The organism is Streptomyces adelaidensis (genome assembly GCF_016598475.1).
GTDB classification, from domain to species: domain Bacteria; phylum Actinomycetota; class Actinomycetes; order Streptomycetales; family Streptomycetaceae; genus Streptomyces; species Streptomyces adelaidensis.
On the sequence record NZ_JAEMUX010000039.1, the window covers coordinates 1 to 19,768 of the forward strand.

Consider the following 19,768-nt stretch of genomic DNA (forward strand, 5'->3'; position numbering starts at 1 on the left):
CCCTAGGACGCCTCCCGGTAGACCGCCGCCTCCTCCAGGTCCAGCCTCCGCAGCAGCGTGCGCAGCATCTCGTCGTCGATGTACCGCCCGTCGCGCAGCTTCACGAAGACGTGGCGTTCGGCGCCGATCATCTCCCGCGAGAGTCGGCTGTAGGTGTCGTCGACGCTCTCCCCGGTCACCGGGTTCACCGCGCCGAGCCGCTCCCAGACGGCGTTGCGGCGCCGTTCCAGGACCGTGTGGAGACGGTCGACGAGCGGCGGCGGCAACTCGTTGCGTTCGTTCGCGAGAAGTTCGTCCAGGCGCGCCTCGGCGGCCCGGGAGGCCTGGGCCTGGGCGTTGGCCTCGGCGAGGGTCTCGGCCCGCTGATCACGTCCCGGCAGCTTCAGCAGCCGGATCAGCGGCGGCAGGGTGAGCCCCTGGATGACGAGCGTCCCGATGACGGTCGTGAAGGTCAGGAAGAGGATCAGGTTCCGCTCGGGGAAATCGTCCCCGTCGTTCACGGTGAGCGGGATCGAGAAGGCGATGGCCAGCGAGACGACGCCGCGCATCCCGGCCCAGGCGACGACGAACGGCCCCTTCCAGGTGGGGTTGTCCTCCCGTCCGCGGATACGTTCGGACAGCAGCCGTGGCAGGAAGGTCGCCGGGTACACCCACACGAACCGGGACGCGACCACGACGAGGAAGACCGCCACGGCGTACCAGCCGGCGCGCAGCCCCTCGTACTCGCCAAGGCCTTCGAGGACGACCGGCAGCTGGAGTCCGATGAGGGCGAAGACCGCGGATTCCAGCAGGAAGGCGACCATCTTCCACACGGCCTCCTCCTGGAGACGGGTGGCGAAGTCGACCTGCCAGTTGCGGTGGCCGAGGTACAGGCCGACCACGACCACGGCGAGCACCCCGGAGGCGTGCACCCACTCGGCGAGGCCGTAGGCCACGAAGGGGATCAGCAGGGAGAGGGTGTTCTTGAGCAGCGCTTCCTCGAGGTGGGTGCGCAGCCAGTGGATGGGCACCATCAGCAGCAGCCCCACGGCGACTCCGCCGACCGCCGCCACCAGGAACTCGACGATCGCGCCGGTCCAGCTCGCGCCCTCGCCGATGGTGGCGGCGAGGGCCACCCGGTAGGCGGTGATCGCGGTCGCGTCGTTCACCAGGGACTCGCCCTGCAGGATCGTGGTGATCCGCGACGGCAGCCCGACCCGCCGGGCCACCGCCGTCGCGGCGACCGCGTCCGGCGGCGCCACCACCGCGCCGAGCACCAGCGCGGCGGGCAGCGGCAGCCCCGGCACGATCAGGTACGCGGCCCAGCCGACGGCGAGGGTGGCGAAGAGCACGTAGCCGACCGACAGCAGCGCCACGGGCCGCAGTTGGGCCCGCAGATCGAGGTACGAGCTGTCGCCGGCGGCCGTGTACAGCAGCGGGGGCAGTATCAGCGGCAGGACGATCTCGGGGTCCAGCTCGTAGTGCGGCACTCCGGGCAGGTACGACACCACGAGCCCCACGGCGACCAGGAGCAGCGGGGCGGGCACCGGCGTACGCCGGGCGGCCCCCGCGACTATCACGCTCCCGGCGACCAGCAACAGCAGGGGCAAAAAGTGCATCGCTTCCCGCGCCTTCGTTTCCGCGCGAGGTTCCGCGCACCCGTCGTAACCTGGCAATCATGAAACAGTGCACGCACGCGGACGCGCTGCCGCACCCCGAGCCCGTCGCCATCAGCGAGACCTGCCCGGAGTGCCTGGCCGCCGGGAGCCATCCGGTGCAGTTGCGGATGTGCCTGGAGTGCGGGCACGTGGGCTGCTGCGACTCCTCGCCGATGCGGCACGCGACCGAGCACCACAAGGAGAGCGGCCATCCCATCATGCGCACCTTCGAAGCGGGCGAATCCTGGCGCTGGTGCTTCGTCGACCACGTACTCGTATGACCGCCCGGAGCCGATCGGACACGAACACGACCACGAACACGTCCATGACGAACACGTCCATGACGAACACGTCCATGACGAACACGTCCATGACGAACATGTCCACGACCTCGTACGACGGAACCATGTCACCGTGTGACACGTCGACGTACTCGTGTGACAAGGTTCGGCAGGCGGACGCCTGGGTACGTCAATCCGGCGCGCGCTCTTCCTATTTGAGGCCCGCAGACCTCTAGCCACCGAGCGTATTCATAGGCTTACTATGAGTGACAGCATGGGGTGGGGTCCCCAGGACCCCGAGGACACGGCACTTGGGAGCGCGATAGCGTCACCGCTGAACCAGTAGCGCGTTACCCCCGGGGGGCGACCCTCGGCCCCTGAAAGAGCTTGTACCACCTTGGAGGTGAGGGTGTCCCAGATCGCAGGCGAGCCCGGGACCCAGGACTTCGTGGAAGTCCGGCTGCCGGCCGCGGGTGCCTACCTGTCGGTGCTGCGTACGGCGACGGCCGGCCTCGCGGCCCGTTTGGACTTCACCCTCGACGAGATCGAGGATTTGCGCATCGCGGTCGACGAGGCCTGCGCGATCCTGCTTCAGCAGGCCGTGCCCGGCTCGGTGCTCAGCTGTGTCTTCCGCCTCATCGACGATTCGCTGGAGGTCACGGTCTCGGCCCCCACCACGGACGGCCACGCCCCGGCACGTGACACCTTCGCCTGGACCGTGCTGTCGGCCCTGGCGGGCAAGGTGTCCTCGGCCGTCGCCGACGACAAAACCGTTTCGATCAGCCTCTACAAACAGCGCGGCGCGGGACCCGGGCCGGCGTGAGGAACGGGGACGGTCCGGTGCGGGACGAAGAACGCGGCACACGGGAACTTCCCGCGGACGATGCCGAAGGTCCGGGCGGGCCGGCGCATCTGGCGGACGGCGTCGACGGCATCCCCGAACAGGCCCGGCCGCACCCGGAGGACGACTCCTCGGCGGTGGCCGGAGCGTCTCGGTGGGCGGAGCCGGCCGAAGGCGAGGAGCGCGAGACGCCCTCCGACGGGCAACCGGATCCGGAGGGCGCCGTACGGAGCACCACGTCCTCACGAGGACGGACTGGGGCCTCTCCCGCTCTAGCACAGTCGAGAGCTGGGGGAACGGTGACGGCGGGCGGGACTATGAGCGAGCACGAGCGGCACGACGAGGCGGGCCCGACGGGCGCGCGGAGCGTGCGGAGCACACAGCACAACCCTCAGGACCGCAGTGGGGCACGCGCCCTGTTCGTAGAGCTGCGCGCCCTGGACGAGGGCAGTGCCGAGTACGCGGAGCTGCGCAATCGGCTGGTCCGGATGCATCTGCCGCTCGTCGAGCATCTCGCGCGCCGGTTTCGCAATCGGGGCGAGCCGCTGGACGACCTGACCCAGGTCGCCACCATCGGCCTGATCAAGTCGGTCGACCGCTTCGACCCGGACCGCGGCGTGGAGTTCTCCACGTACGCGACCCCGACGGTCGTCGGCGAGATCAAGCGGCACTTCCGTGACAAGGGCTGGGCGGTGCGGGTGCCGCGCCGGCTCCAGGAGCTGCGGCTGGCGCTGACCACGGCCACCGCCGAGCTGTCGCAGCAGCACGGCCGCTCCCCGACCGTGCACGAGCTGGCCGAGAAGCTGGCCATCTCGGAGGAAGAGGTCCTGGAGGGCCTGGAGTCGGCCAACGCGTACTCCACGCTGTCCCTGGACGTCCCCGACACCGACGACGAGTCGCCGGCCGTCGCGGACACCCTCGGCGCCGAGGACGAGGCCCTGGAGGGCGTCGAGTACCGCGAGTCCCTCAAACCGCTCCTCGAGGACCTCCCGCCCCGCGAGAAGCGCATCCTGCTCCTGCGGTTCTTCGGCAACATGACCCAGTCGCAGATCGCGCAGGAGGTCGGCATCTCGCAGATGCACGTGTCGCGGCTGCTGGCGCGGACCCTGGCCCAGCTGCGGGAGAAGCTGCTCGTGGAGGAGTAGCCGCTCCGGCGCGGCTACGGCTTCGTCTCCTCCGCCCGACCCGGCCCTTGGATACCGAGGGCCTGGGTCGTAGCGGGATTGATCAGCAGGACCAGCGTGGCGACCGCGATCACGGCCAGCACGATCCCAGCCGGAATCGCCACGCTGTCGGCCCGCAGCAGGTTGTAGGCCACCGGCAGCGCCATGATCTGCGTGATGACGGCGGGCCCCCGGCTCCAGCTCCGCCGCAGCAGCAGCCCGCGGGCGGCGATCAGCGGCAGCAGGGCCAGCGCGATGAGGGTGATGCCCCCGGTGACGCCGGTGCCGAGCTCGTCCGAGTCGCCGGTGAAGCCCAAGACGAGCATGGCGCCGCCCCCCACGAGCAGGGCCACCCCCTCCAGCGCGGCCAGCGCCGCCGCAGCGGTCAGCCGCCCGGGGCGGGGCTCGGCGTCGGAGGTGTCCGGCGTGGGGTTCTGCTCAGGGCTCACCCCTGAAGGGTAGCCTTCGCCCCCCGGCGCATCCCGCCCCCCGTACCGGGCACACGCGCCGAGCGGGAGCCACCCCCGCGCACCCCCACGTGCTCATCGTCACTACACGATCTCCCCCTTGATCCGCACCTGGATGTGGGCCGAGTACCACCCAGTAGGTACCCTGCAACCCATGCGTGCACTTCTCGTGGTCAATCCGGCGGCAACCACCACAAGCGCACGTACGCGCGATGTGCTGATCCACGCGCTCGCGAGCGAGATGAAGCTGGAAGCGGTCACCACCGAGTACCGCGGCCACGCCAGGGACCTCGCCCGCCGGGCCGCGGAGGGCAAGGGCGACATCGAACTGGTCGTCGCGCTCGGCGGCGACGGCACGGTCAACGAGGTCGTCAACGGCCTGCTGCACCACGGCCCCGATCCCGTCCGCCTCCCCCGCCTCGCCGTGGTCCCCGGCGGCTCCACCAATGTCTTCGCCCGCGCCCTGGGTCTGCCCAACGACGCCGTGGAGGCCACCGGCGCCCTGCTGGACGCCCTGCGCGAGGAACGCGAACGCACGATCGGCCTGGGTATGGCCTCGGGCACCCCTGGCACGGAGGACGAGGCGGTGCCGTCGCGCTGGTTCACCTTCTGCGCCGGCCTCGGATTCGACGCGGGTGTGATCGGCCGGGTCGAGCAACAACGGGAACGCGGACGGAAATCCACACACGCCCTTTACCTGCGTCAGGCATTCCGGCAGTTTCTGGAAGAGCCCCACCGCAGACTCGGCACGATCACTTTGGAACAGGCGGGCGCGGATCCGATTTCCGATCTTGTGCTGTCCATAGTCTGCAACACGTCCCCGTGGACGTTTCTGGGCAATCGCCCGGTGTACGCGTCGCCTAAGGCCTCGTTCGATAAAGGCCTCGACGTACTCGGTCTCAGCCGTATGTCGACGCCCGCGCTCGCCCGTTATGGCACACAGTTGCTCACTTCGTCCCCCGAGCGCGGACCCCGCGGCAAGCACGCCACCGCCCTGCACGACTTGACCGACTTCACCTTGCATTCGAAGGTCCCCCTCCCCCTCCAGATGGACGGCGACCACCTCGGACTGCGTACGAGCGTGACGTTCACAGGCGTACGCCGTGCACTGCGTGTGATTGTGTGAGCGGAACGGGCAAAAGTCCTTCCACTCGAACGTTTAGGCCAGGGTCCACCCCATGGAAGTACGGCTGTGACACAGTCGACACCGAGGAATCAAAAAAAACTTTCCGGTAGGGGTTGTATCCGCCGCTGAGGTTTGCGAGTCTCTACGTGGCGCTCAGGACAGCCCGCAACATCGGCTCCACGAGAGCGCCGGAACCCCTCCTCAAATCACAGGACCACACCAGTCCGTCTGGTGATCGGCCCTTCACTTGTTGAGGGATTCGTGAAAGCGTTCACATTCACAAGCAACGTGCATGTAATACCAAGGAGAGGTAGCAGCCATGGACTGGCGTCACAACGCCGTTTGCCGCGAGGAAGACCCCGAGCTCTTCTTCCCCATCGGCAACACCGGTCCTGCGCTGCTGCAGATCGAGGAAGCCAAGGCTGTCTGCCGTCGCTGCCCGGTTATCGAGCAGTGTCTGCAGTGGGCGCTTGAGTCCGGCCAGGACTCCGGCGTCTGGGGTGGTCTCAGCGAGGACGAGCGCCGCGCCATGAAGCGCCGCGCCGCCCGCAACCGAGCCCGTCAGGCATCCGCCTGATAGCCCACCCAGCAACAGCCTGAGCTTGGCGGCGCGTACAGCGAGTACGCTTCTCCCGCCCCCGAGCCGCAGCGCGCAGTGCCCCCGGTGCGCTTAATAAGCCACGAGCCCGAGCCCCGGACCACACGATGGTCCGGGGCTCGATGCTGTTCCTGGTACGGCACTTGCGGCCCCGCCAGGGGTGCCGCCGTCATGTTCCGCCGCTACTTCTGGGTGCGCACCGGGAGATCGAGGATCACCTGGGTGCCGCGCTCGGGGGCCGGGACCATGTCGAAGGTGCCGCTCAACTCGCCCTCCACCAGCGTCCGTACGATCTGCAGGCCGAGGTTGCCCGAGCGGTGCGGGTCGAAACCCTCGGGCAGGCCCACGCCGTTGTCCTGAACGGTGACGAGGAGGCGGCTCTCCTTGGTGGGGCCGCCGCGCACGGCCGAGACCTCGACGGTGCCGGTCTCACCCTCGCCGAAGCCGTGTTCGAGGGCGTTCTGCAGGATCTCGGTGAGGACCATGGAGAGCGGGGTCGCGACCTCCGCGTCCAGGATGCCGAAGCGTCCGGTGCGCCGGGCGGTGACCTTGCCGGGTGAGATCTCGGCGACCATGGCGAGCACCCGGTCGGCGATCTCGTCGAACTCCACCCGTTCGTCCAGATTCTGAGACAGCGTCTCATGCACGATCGCGATCGACCCGACCCGCCGTACCGCTTCTTCGAGTGCCTCGCGGCCACGCTCGGAATCGATGCGCCGGGCTTGGAGGCGCAGCAGCGCGGCGACCGTCTGGAGGTTGTTCTTCACCCGGTGGTGGATCTCCCGGATGGTCGCGTCCTTGGTGATCAACTCGCGCTCGCGGCGACGCAGTTCCGTCACGTCCCGCAGCAGTACGAGCGAACCGATGCGCGGGCCCTTGGGCTTGAGGGGGATCGCGCGGAACTGGATCACCCCGTCGTCGGACTCGATCTCGAACTCGCGCGGCGCCCACCCGCTGGCCACCTTGGCCAGCGCCTCGTCCACCGGCCCTCGGGAGGGGGCGAGTTCGGCGGTCGTCAGGCCCAGGTGGCAGCCGACGAGGTCGGCGGCGAGGCCGAGGCGGTGGTACGCGGAGAGGGCGTTCGGGGAGGCGTACTGGACGACTCCGTCGGCATCGAGCCTGATCAGGCCGTCGCCGACGCGCGGCGAGGCGTCCATGTCGACCTGCTGGTCGGGGAACGGGAACGCGCCCGCGGCGATCATCTGGGCCAGGTCGGAGGCGCTCTGGAGGTAGGTGAGCTCCAGCCGGCTCGGGGTGCGCACGGTCAGCAGATTGGTGTTGCGCGCGATGACACCGAGGACGCGCCCCTCTCTCCGTACAGGGATGGACTCGACCCGTACGGGCACCTCCTCACGCCACTCGGGGTCGCCCTCGCGGACGATGCGGCCCTCGTCGAGGGCGACGTCGAGGAGCGGGCGTCGGCCGCGCGGGACCAGGTGGCCGACCATGTCGTCCTGGTACGAGGTGGGGCCCGTGTTGGGGCGCATCTGGGCCACCGACACATAGCGGGTGCCGTCGCGGGTGGGGACCCAGAGGACGAGGTCGGCGAAGGAGAGGTCGGAGAGAAGCTGCCACTCCGACACCAGCAGATGCAGCCACTCCAGGTCGGAGTCGCTGAGAGCGGTGTGCTGGCGGACCAGTTCGTTCATGGAGGGCACGGGTGCGAGCGTACCTGGCGGTACGGACAGGGCCTGAAAACACCCGCGGGCCGCGGCGCCTGAGAGGGACCCTCAGCCCTCCCGGCACCGCAGCCCGGAGCAACATCGGCCGTGGGGTGTGCGGTCCCAGTCGGCCGAAGGATGAGGATCCGGAGCAGTCAGGGCAGAGAGCGCCGGTTCCTCGGTCCGCCTTCCTGTGCGGGGAAAGCGGAGGCTTGTTGTCGTTCGTGTGTGCCCATCCGCGGCCGGGGCCGCTGATCGATCACTTGCCCTACCACGCATTGTTGACTAGACCACTGCTTGTGTCCATGCGTTGGCGGATGTTTGTTGTTGTTCCATTGTCCGACATTCGCCGACGGCTCACCGCAGAGTAGCCCGCTTCGACCCGGGGCCGGGCCGGAATGCCGCGGCACGGTGGCGGCGGCGGTGCCGGCGGGCATGCTCCGACCCCTGTGGAGGCGTGGACCGCCCTGGTAGATTGGTCTAAACCACATGAGGGGTGTGCTTGGCCCTACCCCTTACGTCCCCTTTCCAGATCGGCAGGCCAGCGTGGAAGTTGTCATCGTTCCGGATGCCAAGGCGGGTGGCGAACTCATAGCCGAGGCGATGGCGGGGTTGCTCCGGCGCAAGCCCGCCGCGCTGCTCGGGGTGGCCACGGGGTCGACCCCGCTGCCCATCTACACGGCGCTGGCATCGAAGGTGCGCTCCGGTGCCGTGGACGCCTCGGGGGCGCGGGTCGCGCAGCTCGACGAGTATGTGGGGCTGCCGGCCGAGCATCCCGAGTCGTACCGCTCGGTGCTGCGGCGAGAGGTGCTGGAGCCGTTGGGGCTCGGCATGGACGCGTTCATGGGGCCCGACGGGACCGCTGAGGACGTGGCGGGGGCGTGCGAGGCGTACGACAGGGCGCTGGCCGGGGCCGGGGGTGTGGAACTGCAGTTGCTCGGCATCGGGACCGACGGGCACATCGGGTTCAACGAGCCGTGCTCGTCGCTCGCCTCGCGGACGCGGATCAAGACGCTGACCGAGCAGACCCGGATCGACAACGCACGGTTCTTCGACGGCGACATCGGGCAGGTGCCCCACCACGTCATCACCCAGGGCATCGGCACGATCCTGGAGGCACGGCACCTGGTGCTGCTGGCCACGGGCGAGGGGAAGGCGGACGCCGTCGCGGCGACCGTGGAGGGGCCGGTGGCCGCCGTGTGTCCGGCCTCGGCGTTGCAGCTCCATCCGCACGCGACCGTGGTGGTGGACGAGGGGGCCGCCTCGAAGCTGAAGCTGGCGGACTACTTCCGGCACACGTACAGCAACAAGCCTGCCTGGCAGGGGATTTAGGGCACGGGGGCGCCTGTCCGGACACCCGACTGGGGTCGGTGTCCGGATGGATGTCCGGACACCCGTTTCAGGGCGCTGGTGATACGCGTCGGCGCCACGGCCCGTTGTGAGGACCGTGGCGCCGATGCGTTTCGGGGAGAACCCCCGTCTCCCCCCGACAGCGCTAGCGCACCCCCGCGATCACTTCGGCCGCCGCCCTCCCGCAGACCCGCGCCGCCCCGTGTGTCGCGACGTGGAAGCAGGCGCGGGGCAGGGACTGCGGGATGCCCATCTCCACGACGATCGTGTCGGGGCGGGTGGTGAGGAGGGTGTCGAGGGCGGTCGTCATCCAGGGGTGACGGTGTTCGTCGCGGACGACGGCGACGATACGGCGAGTGCCGGCGACGGCCAGGGCCGAGGCGCCGGCGCTGTCGCCCGCGAAGGTGCCCGTCTCGGTGCCGGGGAGCAGACGGGCCAGTTCCGCGCCCACGCCCCAGGGGGTCTCGTCGCCCACAGCGATGTTCGCCACCGGGGTGAAGGCGGCGACGTACAGGGGCAGGGTGGGCGGTGTGTAGGGCTCGGAGCGGGTGACGGTGAGGGCGCGCCGGGCCGCGACCAGGCCGATGTCCTCGCTCACCGGCCCATCGGCACCGCCGCGCACCGCCCCGGCGGCCGACCGCGTCCACCTCGCCAGGGCCCGGACCCGGTTCGCCGCGTCCGCGAGGCGTTCTTCCGGCAGCTCGCCGGAGCGTACGGCGGCCACGAGGGCGTCGCGCAGACGGCGGACGGTCTCGTCGTCGGCGAGGCCGCCGCCGACACAGATGGCGTCCGCCCCGGCGGCGAGAGCGAGGACGCTGCCGTGTTCGATCCCGTAGGTGCCGGCGATGGCTCGCATCTCCATGCCGTCGGTGACGATGAGGCCGTCGTAGCCGAGTTCGCGGCGGAGGAGGTCCGTGAGAATGGGGCGGGACAACGTTGCCGGAAGGTCGCAGTCCAGGGCGGGGACGAGGATGTGGGCGCTCATGATCCCGCGCGAACCGGCGGCGATGGCGGCCCGGAAGGGGGCCAGTTCGCGGGACTCCACCAGCGAGCGCTCCGCGTCGATCCGGGGCAGGGCGAGGTGGGAGTCGACCGCGGTGTCGCCGTGGCCCGGGAAGTGCTTGGTGCAGGCGGCGACTCCCGCGGCCTGGAGGCCGGTGACGTAGGCCGCCGTGTGGCGGGCGACCAGGTCGGGGTCGGCGCCGAAGGAGCGTACGCCGATGACAGGGTTCCCCGGATTGGAGTTGACGTCGGCCGAGGGGGCCCAGTTGAAGTCGACGCCGCAGTCCGCCAGGCGGCGCCCGAGCGCGAAGGCGACCTCTCGGGTCAGGTCCACGTCGTCGACCGCGCCCAGGGCGTGGTTGCCGGGGAAGGAGGAGCCGGTGCGGACCTCCAGGCGGGTGACGTCGCCGCCCTCCTCGTCTATCGCGACCAGGACGTCCTCGTGCTCGGCACGCAACTGGGCGGTGAGGGCGGTCAGCTGTTCGGGGGAGGCGATGTTGCGGCCGAAGAGACCGACGGAGGCGAGGCCCTCACCCAAGCGGCGCAGCAGCCAGTCGGGGGCGGTGGTGCCCGTGAAACCGGGCTGGAGGACCGTGAGCGCGTCCCGCGTGAGCGTGTCCGCGCCAGTGGCGAATGTCGTCATCGGTGGGGGTTATCCCTTCACGGCGCCCGCGGTGAGACCCGCGGCCATCTTGCGCTGGACGAGGAGGAAGAGGACGACGATCGGCACGGCCATCAGGGTGGAGCCGGCCATCATCGGGGCGTATTCGGTGCCGTGCTTGGTGGTGAAGTTGCCGAGCCAGACGGTCGCGGTCTGGTTCTGCTGGCTCATCAGCATCAGGGCGTAGAGGTACTCGTTCCACGCCTGGATGAAGCCGTAGACGGAGGTCGCCACCATGCCGGGCGCGAGCAGCGGGAAGACCACGCGGAGGAAGGCGGTGGTGCGGGAGCAGCCGTCGACCATGGCCGCCTCCTCCAGTTCGCGCGGGATGTTGACGATGAAGCCGCGCAGGGTCCACACGGTGAACGGGAGGATGAAGGTCAGGTAGGTGATGATCAGACCGGTGAGGCGGTCGTACTGGCCGAGGTCGTTCAGCAGCAGGAAGACCGGGATGATCATCGCGACCAGCGGGACCATCTGCACCGCCAGGATGCCGACGATGACGACTTTCCGGCCCCGGAAGGCGAAGCGGGAGATGGCGAGGGCGGCCAGCATGCCGACGAAGATGCCGATCACGACGACGGTGAGGGAGACGACGAGGCTGCGGCCGACCGGGCCCCAGAAGTCGGCGATGTTCAGCGCCCGGCTGAAGTTGGAGAGGGTCAGACCGGTCGGCAGCAGGCTGGGGTCGGGGTCGATCGCGTCCTTCGCCGGCTTGAACGCGGTGTTCAGCATCCAGTAGACGGGGAAGCCCGCGGTGACGAAGACGAACAGGCCGAGCAGGTTCCAGCCGACCTTCGACTTCCGGTGACCACCCGTGGCGGCGGTACTCGTGCCGCTCATGCTGCTCATGCCGCTCATTCGACGTCTCCGATCTTCAGCATCTGACGCATGTAGACCCCGATCACGCCGAGCAGCAACAGCACGGTCAGCAGGGCGATCGCCGAGCCCTGCGCGTAGTCGTTGACCACGAACGCCTTGTCGTACGAGTACGTGGTGAGCAGCTGGAACTCGGCCTCCGGGTGTCCGCCCCGCATCACGAAGACCTGCGGGAAGACGCCCATGTCCCAGATGACCGAGAGCGTCGTGAGCATCACGATGATCGGCTTGAGGATGGGGAGCGTGACGAAGCGGAACACCTTCCACGCGCCGGCGCCGTCCAGCCGGGCGGCCTCCTCCAGCTCCTTGGGGACCTGGGTGAGTCCGGCGCTGAGGGTGATGACGACGAACGGCACCGCGCCCCACACCACGAGGAGGGTGATGACGGCGAGGCCCTCGGGCCCGCTGGCGAACCAGTTGTGGCCGATCATGTCGACGCCGGGGATTCTGCTGAGGAGCGCGTTGAAGATGCCGTAGTCGGAGTCGAAGAGCCACTTGAAGACGGTGGTGGCCACGATGATCGGCATGCCCCAACTCGCCACGAGCGCGATGTTGATGAGCGTCTTCACCCAGCCGGAGACCCGCTGGAGCAGCAGGGCGATCAGCATGCCGATGACCATCGTGAAGACCACGCAGGTAACGGCGAAGACGATGGTCCGGACGACGACGGCCCAGAACTCGCTGTCACCGAGCACCTCGGTGAAGTTGTCGAGGCCGACCGACTCCGCCGGCTGGAAGCCCCACAGCTGGGACTGGCCGAACTTCTGGAAGGACAGGACGACCAGCCGGACCAGCGGATAGCCGAGGACGAGCGCGAGGATCAGCAGGCAGGGCGCGAGGAGCGCCCAGGGCACGGCGGATCCGCTCAGGGTCCGCTTTCTGCCCGGCGGTTGTGGGGCCACCAGCGGTGGCGGGGGCGCCGACCGCGCGGGCGGCAACTTGGCGGGGGTGGTGGTGTCTGCGGCACTCATCGCGCGCTCCTCAGCGGTCCCTCAGGTCGTACGAAGGCGAAGCCCGCACGGGCCGCACGGAGGCGAGGCCCTGACAGCCGTACGAGGGCGAGGCCCCGGACGGCCGCACAACGGGTAAGCCCCGAACGGTCGTACGAGAAGTGGGGCCCCGCCATCGAGCGGCGGGGCCCCACCGGTGGTCACTCGGTGTTGATGACCTTGTCGATCTCGGCGTCCGCTTCCTTCGCGGCCTCCTCGACCGACTGCTTGCCGGTGCCGATGGACTGCAGCATGGTCTGCAGGATCTGGGCCTTCTCGACCTGGCCCCAGCCGGGGGCCATCGGGACGAACCAGTTGGACTCGGCCGCGGTGGCGGGGACCGCCGTGGCCGGGTCGTCCTTGAGGGTCGCGAGGTCGGTCTTGTTGTTGGGCAGGTTGCCCTTCTCGATCAGGCCCTTCTGGCCGGAGGAGCCGGCGAAGGCGTTGATCCACTCGGCGGCGACGGCCTGCGCGTCGGACTTCACCGGGACGGCGAGGTCGGAGCCGCCGAGGAAGACGGGGAGGTTCTTGCCGGACGGGCCGGGCATCACGAAGTTCTCGACGTTGCCTTCGAGCTTGCCGGTCTTGTCGTTCTCCTTGGCCGCGGCGGTCGCGCCCTCCCAGGCGGGAGCGAAGATCATGCCGGACTTGCCCTGGCCGTAGACGATGTAACGGTCGGACTCGTCCTTGGTCTTGTCGCCGTGCATGTACTTGTCGACGACGTTCTTGAACGCGGTCAGACCCTCGATGGACTCCGGGGAGGAGAGGTTGGCCTTCCACTCGCCGCCGGACTCGACCGCTATGGAGCCGCCGGCGTCGTAGACGAAGGACATGGCCGCGTACCAGTCGCGGGTGGGCTGGTACCAGGCGCTGAACTTGTCGCCCTGCTTCTTCTGCACCTTGTCGAGGGCGGCGGTGAGTTCGGTGTACGTCTTCGGGACGGACTTGACGCCCGCCGCGGCGAAGAGGTCCTTGCGCCAGTTGGCGACGCGGCCACCGGCGTAGTAGGGGACGCCGTAGGTCTTGCCGTCGTAGGTGACGGAGGCCTTGAGGCCGTCCAGCCAGGCGTCGGAGTTGTCGAACTTCGCCGGGTCGACGGGGGCGAAGGCACCCTTGACCATGTAGGCGAGCATCTCGGTGTTGCCCATCTCGACCACGTCGGGGGTCTTGTCCGTGGCGAGGACGGCGTCGAGCTTGGCGTTCTTGTCGGGCCAGCCGTAGTACTCGTGCTTGATCTTGATGCCGGGGTGCTTCTTGGTGACCGCCGCGTCGGCGGCCTTGACCAGCTCCGGCCAGTTGTTCTGGGCGTCGACCGTGAGCCAGACCGTCAGCTCCTTGGTGTCCGCACCGGTGTCCGAGCTTCCGCTCTCGCCGCCCCCGCACGCCGCGATGGAGACCATCATGCCCGCGATACCGATCGCGGTCGCCAGCTTCCTCTTCACGCCACCCTCCTCAGGGATGCATACCTCAGGGATGCCACAAACCCCCCTGCTCCCCGCGGTGACAGACGTACCGCCCATGGGGCCGGGACCTGGACCAATGGTGTAGACCAGTAGGCCGGAGCTTGGCTCAGACCATTTGCCGTGTCAAGGGCGCGAGAGCCCGCTCCGACCAGCCGTTATGCGACCTATATATGCAAGAACCTTTATGTAAGAAGGCCGCGAAAACCGAGCGAGTGAGCCACACTCTTCGGGTAGACCACTGGCGCCTCCTGGAGTGGACCAGCGAAGACCTCGCCGTGGACTAGACCAGCGGGGCCTGCGAAGGTATACAGAGGAATCACGCCACGAGGAGCCGGGAAGGCGGAGCATGAGCACCGATGTCAGCAGTGCGGAGAACGAGAACGGGGCGACAGTCCGTACCGCACGCGTGCCCAAGTACTACCGTCTGAAGAAGCATCTGCTCGACATGACCGAGACACTGCCGCCCGGCACTCCGGTACCGCCCGAGCGCACGCTCGCCGCCGAGTTCGACACCTCGCGCACGACCGTGCGCCAGGCGCTGCAGGAGCTGGTCGTCGAGGGGCGCCTTGAGCGCATCCAGGGCAAGGGCACGTTCGTCGCCAAGCCGAAGGTCTCCCAGGCACTGCAACTCACCTCGTACACCGAGGACATGCGGGCCCAGGGCCTCGAACCCACCTCGCAGCTGCTGGACATCGGCTACATCACCGCCGACGACACCCTCGCCGGCCTGCTCGACATCACGGCGGGCGGCCGGGTCCTGCGGATCGAGCGCCTGCGGATGGCGAACGGCGAGCCGATGGCGATCGAGACGACCCACCTGTCCGCGAAGCGCTTCCCCGCGCTGCGCAGGTCGCTCGTCAAGTACACCTCCCTCTACACCGCGCTCGCCGAGGTGTACGACGTCCGTCTCGCCGAGGCCGAGGAGACCATCGAGACCTCGCTGGCCACTCCGCGCGAGGCCGGCCTGCTGGGCACGGACGTGGGCCTGCCGATGCTGATGCTCTCCCGGCACTCGCTGGACAAGGACGGGCAGCCGGTGGAGTGGGTGCGGTCGGTGTACCGGGGCGACCGGTACAAGTTCGTGGCGCGGCTCAAGCGGCCGCAGGACTGAGCCACTTGGGTCTTCCCCGAGGCGAGTCACAGGTGGTGCACGCGGTGTAGCGCAACCCCCTCCCCGCTCCTGCTCCACGGTCCTTGCGTCGCCGCATGGACACGGGAGCCCCCGCCGTGCGTACCGCGAACGTCCGAACCATCGCCGTCTGGACCGTCGTCGCCCTGGTCGCGAGGGCCGGCCGGACCGTGCTCGCGCCGGCCCGGAGCGAGCACGTGTCGGCGGCCAGTGGGGTCTCCCCGGCTCGAACGTAGTTGAGAGCTGGGGAAGGTCGCCGCCGCGCTGGGCTCGTACGCGATCGCCTATCGCTTCTATGCCAGGTTCATCGCGTACCAGGTCCTCAAGGTCGACGACAGCCGGGCCACGCCGGCCGAACGCCTCGACAACGGCATCGACTTCCATCCCACCGACCGCCGGGTGCTGCTCGGCCACCAGTTCGCGACGATCGCGGGCGCGGTCCAGGACATGGTGGTGCTGTTCTTCTCCACCTGCCGGGACGGCAGGTGGCTGGGGCAGATGGCCCGGGAGGAGATCGGCCCGTTCGGCGGGGCCGCCGCTGCTCGCAGCCTTCGCCATCATGATCATCCTGCTGGGCGTGCCGGCGCTGGTCGTCGTCAGCGCCCTCGCGCAGTCGCCGTGGGGCACCTCCTCCATCGCGATGACCGTCCCGATCGCCCTGCTGATGGGCGTCTGTCTGCGGGTCCTGAGGCCCGGGCGGGTCGCCGAGGTGTCGCTGATCGGCGTCGGCCTGCCGCTGCTCGCCCTGGTCGCGGGCCGCTGGGTCGCGGAGTCCTCATGGGCGGACACCTTCACCCTCGCGCCCTCCACCCTCGTCATCTGGCTGGTGACGTACGGGTTTCGTCCGTGGCCGTGAGGGCGCTGATCGCGGCCTCGATCATCGACCGGGGTCTGTACTTCGCGATGAACGCGCCCGCCGGGGTCATCGGGGACACCGTGCAGAACGCCGTTACGCGGAACATCCGCGCACCCACGCCCCGGACGCGCCGGTGCCGTCCCGTCGAGAGTCCGAGCGGATGCGGACGGATCGGCAGGAGGCGGACCCCCGGCAGGGGTTCCGCCGCTGCTGAACACACAACCTCCGCATCCGTTATCCGGACAGGGGGTTCCATACGACGGAACCGTCCCTTACATTTCCTGCGCGTTGAGCAGGTGATCAGTGAGGGGACGGAGCCAGGACATGTCAGAAGCGCCTGAAGTGAGACCAACGGTGGTGACACCTGTCAGGGTGGTCATCGCCCTATGCCTGTTCGCCCCGTTCGTGGCGATGCTCTGGGTCGGCTCGTACGCCAAGACGGACCCGGCGTTCATCGGCATCCCGTTCTTCTACTGGTACCAGATGGCCTGGGTGCTCATCTCCACGGCGCTCACCTGCACGGCGTACGTGCTGTGGCAGCGTGACCAGCGGACCCGCAAGGCGCGGCAGCAGGCTGGGGGTGCGGCGAAGTGAAGGACGGCGTGAACGGCGTGGCACTCGCCGTCTTCATCTTCTTCTTCCTGGCCGTCACGGTCATGGGCTTCCTGGCCGCGCGCTGGCGCAAGGCCGAGAACGACAGCCTCGACGAATGGGGCCTGGGCGGACGGTCGTTCGGCACCTGGGTCACCTGGTTCCTGCTCGGCGGCGACCTCTACACGGCGTACACCTTCGTCGCCGTACCCGCGGCGATCTACGCGGCGGGCGCGGCCGGCTTCTTCGCGGTGCCCTACACGATCCTGATCTACCCGCTGATCTTCACGTTCCTGCCCCGCCTGTGGTCGGTCTCGCACAAGCACGGCTATGTGACGACCTCGGACTTCGTGCGCGGCCGCTTCGGCTCCAAAGGCCTGTCGCTGGCGGTGGCCCTGACCGGCATCCTGGCGACCATGCCGTACATCGCGCTCCAGCTCGTCGGTATCCAGGCGGTTCTCGACGTGATGGGCGTCGGCGGCGGCGAGGACACCAACTGGTTCATCAAGGACCTGCCGCTGCTGATCGCGTTCGGTGTGCTGGCCGCGTACACGTACTCGTCGGGTCTGCGTGCCCCGGCGCTGATCGCGTTCGTGAAGGACACCCTGATCTACATCGTCATCGCGGTGGCGATCATCTACATCCCGATCAAGCTCGGCGGCTTCGACGAGATCTTCGCCAAGGCCAGCGAGGCGTACGGGCAGACCAACCCGGCGACGGGCGCACCGCGCGGTGCCCTCGTCCCGGGCGAGGCCAACCAGTGGACGTACGCGACCCTGGCCCTCGGCTCGGCCCTCGCGCTCTTCATGTACCCGCACTCGATCACGGCGACGCTGTCCTCGAAGAGCCGTGAGGTGATCCGCCGCAACACCACGATCCTCCCCCTGTACTCCCTGATGCTGGGCCTGCTCGCCCTGCTCGGCTTCATGGCGATCGCGGCCGGGATCAAGGTGCAGAACGGGCAGCTCGCCATTCCGCAGCTCTTCGAGACGATGTTCCCGGACTGGTTCGCGGGTGTCGCCTTCGCGGCCATCGGCATCGGCGCGCTCGTCCCGGCGGCGATCATGTCCATCGCGGCCGCGAACCTCTTCACCCGCAACATCTACAAGGACTTCATCCGGCCGGACGCCACGCCCGCGCAGGAGACCAAGGTCTCCAAGCTGGTGTCGCTGCTGGTGAAGGTAGGAGCCCTGGTCTTCGTCCTGACGATGGACAAGACAGTCGCCATCAACTTCCAGCTCCTGGGCGGCATCTGGATCCTCCAGACCTTCCCGGCCCTGGTCGGCGGCCTCTTCACCCGCTGGTTCCACCGCTGGGCCCTCCTCGCCGGCTGGGCGGTCGGCATGCTCTACGGCACGATGGCCGCGTACGGCGTGGCCTCCCCCACGCAGAAGCACTTCGGCGGCTCCTCGGCGGAGATCCCCGGCATCGGCGAGATCGGCTACATCGGCCTCACCGCCTTCGTCCTGAACGTGGTGATCACAGTCGTCCTGACGTTCGTCCTGCGGGCGGCCAAGGCCCCCGACGGCATCGACGAGACCAGGCCGGAGGACTACACGGCGGACGCGGGAGACGCGGGCGTCCAGGTCGAACTGCCGCCGGCCACGGCGGGTACGAGCCACTAGGTGTCGTGGTTCCCCGCGCCCTGAAGGGGCGCGGGGAACCACGCGCGCAACCACGGATCACCCGGACCCGCCACAGAACCAGGAACCCGGCACCCCGAGCTCTCACCCCCCACCCGGGCTACGCTGGCCGTGTGACCGCCCGTGCACCGATCGTCCTCGACAGCGACCCCGGCATCGACGACGCCGTGGCCCTCCAGTACCTGCTGGGAACAGGGCTGTGGGACCTCAAGGCGTACACATCGACCGGCGGCAACCTTCCAGCCGACGCGACCTACGCCAACGCCCGCGCCCTCGCCCGCGCCCTGCGCATCGACGCCGACATCCCGGTGCACCGAGGCGCGGTCCGCCCCCTGTCCCGCCTCCCCTACCGTGAGGCATCCGCCTTCCACGGCCCGGCAGGCCTCGGTGACGAGACACTGCCCGACTCGACGGCCCCGCACCCGACGGAGTCCTCAGCGCAGGCACTGCTCCGCCTCTCCCGTGTGTACGAGGGCGAGCTGACGGTGTGCGCCACGGGCCCGCTCACGAACGTGGCCATCGCGGTGCTGGAGGACCCGCACTTCGCCCGCCGCGTGAAGAAGTTCGTGTTCATGGGCGGCGCCGCACAGGTGCCGGGGAACTTCACGCCGGTCGCCGAGTTCAACCTCTGGGCCGACCCGGACGCCGCCGAGGTGGTCCTCTCCTCCGGCATCCCGTTCACCATGGTCGATCTGGACGCCTCGCACCGCTGGCTGTTCCGCCCGGCCGACCTCGCGGCGCTGGAGGCCGCGGGCCCGGGCACGGCCCTCGCCGCCCGGCTGATGCGCACGTACATGGACGCGTACACCCGCCACGGCGGCGACGGCACCTGCCCGTTGCACGATCCGCTGGCCGTGGGGGTCTGCGGGGACGAGGCGTTCGTCGAGGCCGCCGAGGGTGCCGTCGTCGTGGAGTGCGCGAGCGAACTCACCCGGGGCCAGACCGTGTTCGTGCCGGCCGGCGCCCGACGCGTCTACTACTCCGAGTCCCCCGCCCTGACCGCCCGCCTCCGCGCCACCGGCCGCGTGTCCCTGGGCCCGGGCACGCGGGACTTCAGCAAGGACTTCGTGGCGACGCTGCCGCGCTGGGCGGCGGTGGGCTGAGCGGGGGCGCTGCCGGGGCCCGGCCGGAGCCTTGCCGGAGCCTTGCCGAGGCCTGGCGACCGCCGCCTGGGCACGCGCGGCCGCACACGAGCCACGCCGGCCGGGCCGATCATCTGACAAGCCGTCGCCCCTGTGGAAAACCGCCGTCACGCCTCCCGGCCCCTGACGCAGACTGCGGCCATGGACCACGAACGCCTGCGCTTCACCCGCACACCGGAGCACGACCAAAAACCCCGTTCCGTGCCTCGACGACCTCACGCACCTCACCTACGAGTTGACGCTCTGACACGCTCCGAAGTCGACGAGACACAACATCTGGTGGTGTCCC

At 69.3% G+C, this 19,768-nt stretch carries 17 protein-coding genes and 2 pseudogenes; 12 read left to right on the plus strand and 7 right to left on the minus strand.

Annotated elements, in window-relative coordinates; translation table 11 throughout:
• Window positions 1-2: 2 nt before the first annotated feature.
• Entirely contained in the window at window positions 3-1,598 is a 1,596-nt protein-coding gene (locus I8N67_RS22405) for a Na+/H+ antiporter (protein WP_200304966.1), read from the minus strand.
• A 59-nt stretch (window positions 1,599-1,657) separates the two neighbouring features.
• Between I8N67_RS22405 and I8N67_RS22410 the strand changes: the two genes are divergently transcribed.
• The 3 genes from I8N67_RS22410 to I8N67_RS22420 all read left to right on the plus strand — a co-directional run bounded on the left by I8N67_RS22410 (window position 1,658) and on the right by I8N67_RS22420 (window position 3,904).
• Window positions 1,658-1,918, plus strand: a complete 261-nt coding sequence (locus I8N67_RS22410; RefSeq protein WP_200304967.1) for a UBP-type zinc finger domain-containing protein — start codon at window positions 1,658-1,660, stop codon at window positions 1,916-1,918.
• Between the two features lie 409 nt (window positions 1,919-2,327).
• Window positions 2,328-2,741, plus strand: coding sequence for an ATP-binding protein (locus I8N67_RS22415; RefSeq protein ID WP_200304968.1), 414 nt, complete (start codon window positions 2,328-2,330; stop codon window positions 2,739-2,741).
• Window positions 2,738-3,904: a SigB/SigF/SigG family RNA polymerase sigma factor gene (locus I8N67_RS22420; RefSeq protein WP_200304969.1), complete on the plus strand. Its 1,167-nt coding sequence runs from the start codon at window positions 2,738-2,740 to the stop codon at window positions 3,902-3,904. The genes I8N67_RS22415 and I8N67_RS22420 overlap by 4 nt, the downstream gene beginning before the upstream one ends.
• A 14-nt stretch (window positions 3,905-3,918) precedes the next feature.
• Here I8N67_RS22420 and I8N67_RS22425 read toward each other — a convergent pair whose 3' ends face one another.
• Window positions 3,919-4,371, minus strand: a complete 453-nt coding sequence (locus I8N67_RS22425; protein ID WP_200304970.1) for a hypothetical protein — start codon at window positions 4,369-4,371, stop codon at window positions 3,919-3,921.
• Between the two features lie 172 nt (window positions 4,372-4,543).
• Between I8N67_RS22425 and I8N67_RS22430 the strand changes: the two genes are divergently transcribed.
• Window positions 4,544-5,515, plus strand: coding sequence for a diacylglycerol/lipid kinase family protein (locus I8N67_RS22430; protein WP_200304971.1), 972 nt, complete (start codon window positions 4,544-4,546; stop codon window positions 5,513-5,515).
• Window positions 5,516-5,834: 319 nt separating this feature from the next.
• Window positions 5,835-6,092, plus strand: a complete 258-nt coding sequence (locus I8N67_RS22435) for a WhiB family transcriptional regulator (RefSeq protein WP_003992873.1) — start codon at window positions 5,835-5,837, stop codon at window positions 6,090-6,092.
• 203 nt (window positions 6,093-6,295) lie between these two features.
• Here I8N67_RS22435 and I8N67_RS22440 read toward each other — a convergent pair whose 3' ends face one another.
• On the minus strand, window positions 6,296-7,762 hold the full coding sequence (locus tag I8N67_RS22440) for a sensor histidine kinase (protein WP_200305026.1): 1,467 nt from the start codon (window positions 7,760-7,762) through the stop codon (window positions 6,296-6,298).
• Between the two features lie 558 nt (window positions 7,763-8,320).
• On the opposite strand from I8N67_RS22440, the gene nagB reads away from it, so the two are divergent.
• Window positions 8,321-9,106 carry a glucosamine-6-phosphate deaminase gene (nagB, locus tag I8N67_RS22445; protein ID WP_200304972.1) on the plus strand — a complete coding sequence of 262 codons (786 nt, stop codon included), beginning with the start codon at window positions 8,321-8,323 and terminating at the stop codon, window positions 9,104-9,106.
• A gap of 163 nt (window positions 9,107-9,269) precedes the next feature.
• Here the strand turns inward: nagB and I8N67_RS22450 are convergent, their stop codons facing one another.
• The 4 genes from I8N67_RS22450 to I8N67_RS22465 form a co-directional block, all read right to left on the minus strand.
• The gene (locus I8N67_RS22450; protein ID WP_200304973.1) at window positions 9,270-10,769 is read right to left on the minus strand and encodes a glycoside hydrolase family 3 protein; all 1,500 of its coding nucleotides are present in this window, start codon (window positions 10,767-10,769) and stop codon (window positions 9,270-9,272) included.
• A 9-nt stretch (window positions 10,770-10,778) separates the two neighbouring features.
• A complete protein-coding gene (locus I8N67_RS22455) occupies window positions 10,779-11,630 on the minus strand; it encodes a carbohydrate ABC transporter permease (protein ID WP_200305027.1) in 852 nt (283 codons plus the stop codon).
• Between the two features lie 14 nt (window positions 11,631-11,644).
• Window positions 11,645-12,637, minus strand: a complete 993-nt coding sequence (locus I8N67_RS22460) for a carbohydrate ABC transporter permease (protein ID WP_200304974.1) — start codon at window positions 12,635-12,637, stop codon at window positions 11,645-11,647.
• A 179-nt stretch (window positions 12,638-12,816) separates the two neighbouring features.
• Entirely contained in the window at window positions 12,817-14,097 is a 1,281-nt protein-coding gene (locus tag I8N67_RS22465) for an extracellular solute-binding protein (RefSeq protein ID WP_200304975.1), read from the minus strand.
• Between the two features lie 367 nt (window positions 14,098-14,464).
• Here I8N67_RS22465 and I8N67_RS22470 point away from each other — a divergent pair, with 367 nt between their 5' ends.
• The 6 genes and pseudogenes from I8N67_RS22470 to I8N67_RS22495 all read left to right on the plus strand — a co-directional run bounded on the left by I8N67_RS22470 (window position 14,465) and on the right by I8N67_RS22495 (window position 19,440).
• The gene (locus tag I8N67_RS22470) at window positions 14,465-15,229 is read left to right on the plus strand and encodes a GntR family transcriptional regulator (RefSeq protein WP_200304976.1); all 765 of its coding nucleotides are present in this window, start codon (window positions 14,465-14,467) and stop codon (window positions 15,227-15,229) included.
• Window positions 15,230-15,324: 95 nt separating this feature from the next.
• Window positions 15,325-16,088 (plus strand): annotated as a pseudogene (locus tag I8N67_RS22475) (carbon starvation CstA family protein); the annotation flags it as partial.
• A gap of 106 nt (window positions 16,089-16,194) precedes the next feature.
• A pseudogene (locus I8N67_RS22480) lies at window positions 16,195-16,317 on the plus strand (CstA-like transporter-associated (seleno)protein); the annotation flags it as partial.
• Between the two features lie 110 nt (window positions 16,318-16,427).
• Window positions 16,428-16,697, plus strand: coding sequence for a DUF3311 domain-containing protein (locus I8N67_RS22485; RefSeq protein ID WP_200304977.1), 270 nt, complete (start codon window positions 16,428-16,430; stop codon window positions 16,695-16,697).
• On the plus strand, window positions 16,694-18,319 hold the full coding sequence (mctP, locus tag I8N67_RS22490; protein ID WP_200304978.1) for a monocarboxylate uptake permease MctP: 1,626 nt from the start codon (window positions 16,694-16,696) through the stop codon (window positions 18,317-18,319). Before I8N67_RS22485 ends, mctP begins: the two co-directional genes overlap by 4 nt.
• 131 nt (window positions 18,320-18,450) lie before the next feature.
• The gene (locus tag I8N67_RS22495; RefSeq protein ID WP_200304979.1) at window positions 18,451-19,440 is read left to right on the plus strand and encodes a nucleoside hydrolase; all 990 of its coding nucleotides are present in this window, start codon (window positions 18,451-18,453) and stop codon (window positions 19,438-19,440) included.
• Window positions 19,441-19,768: the final 328 nt, after the last annotated feature.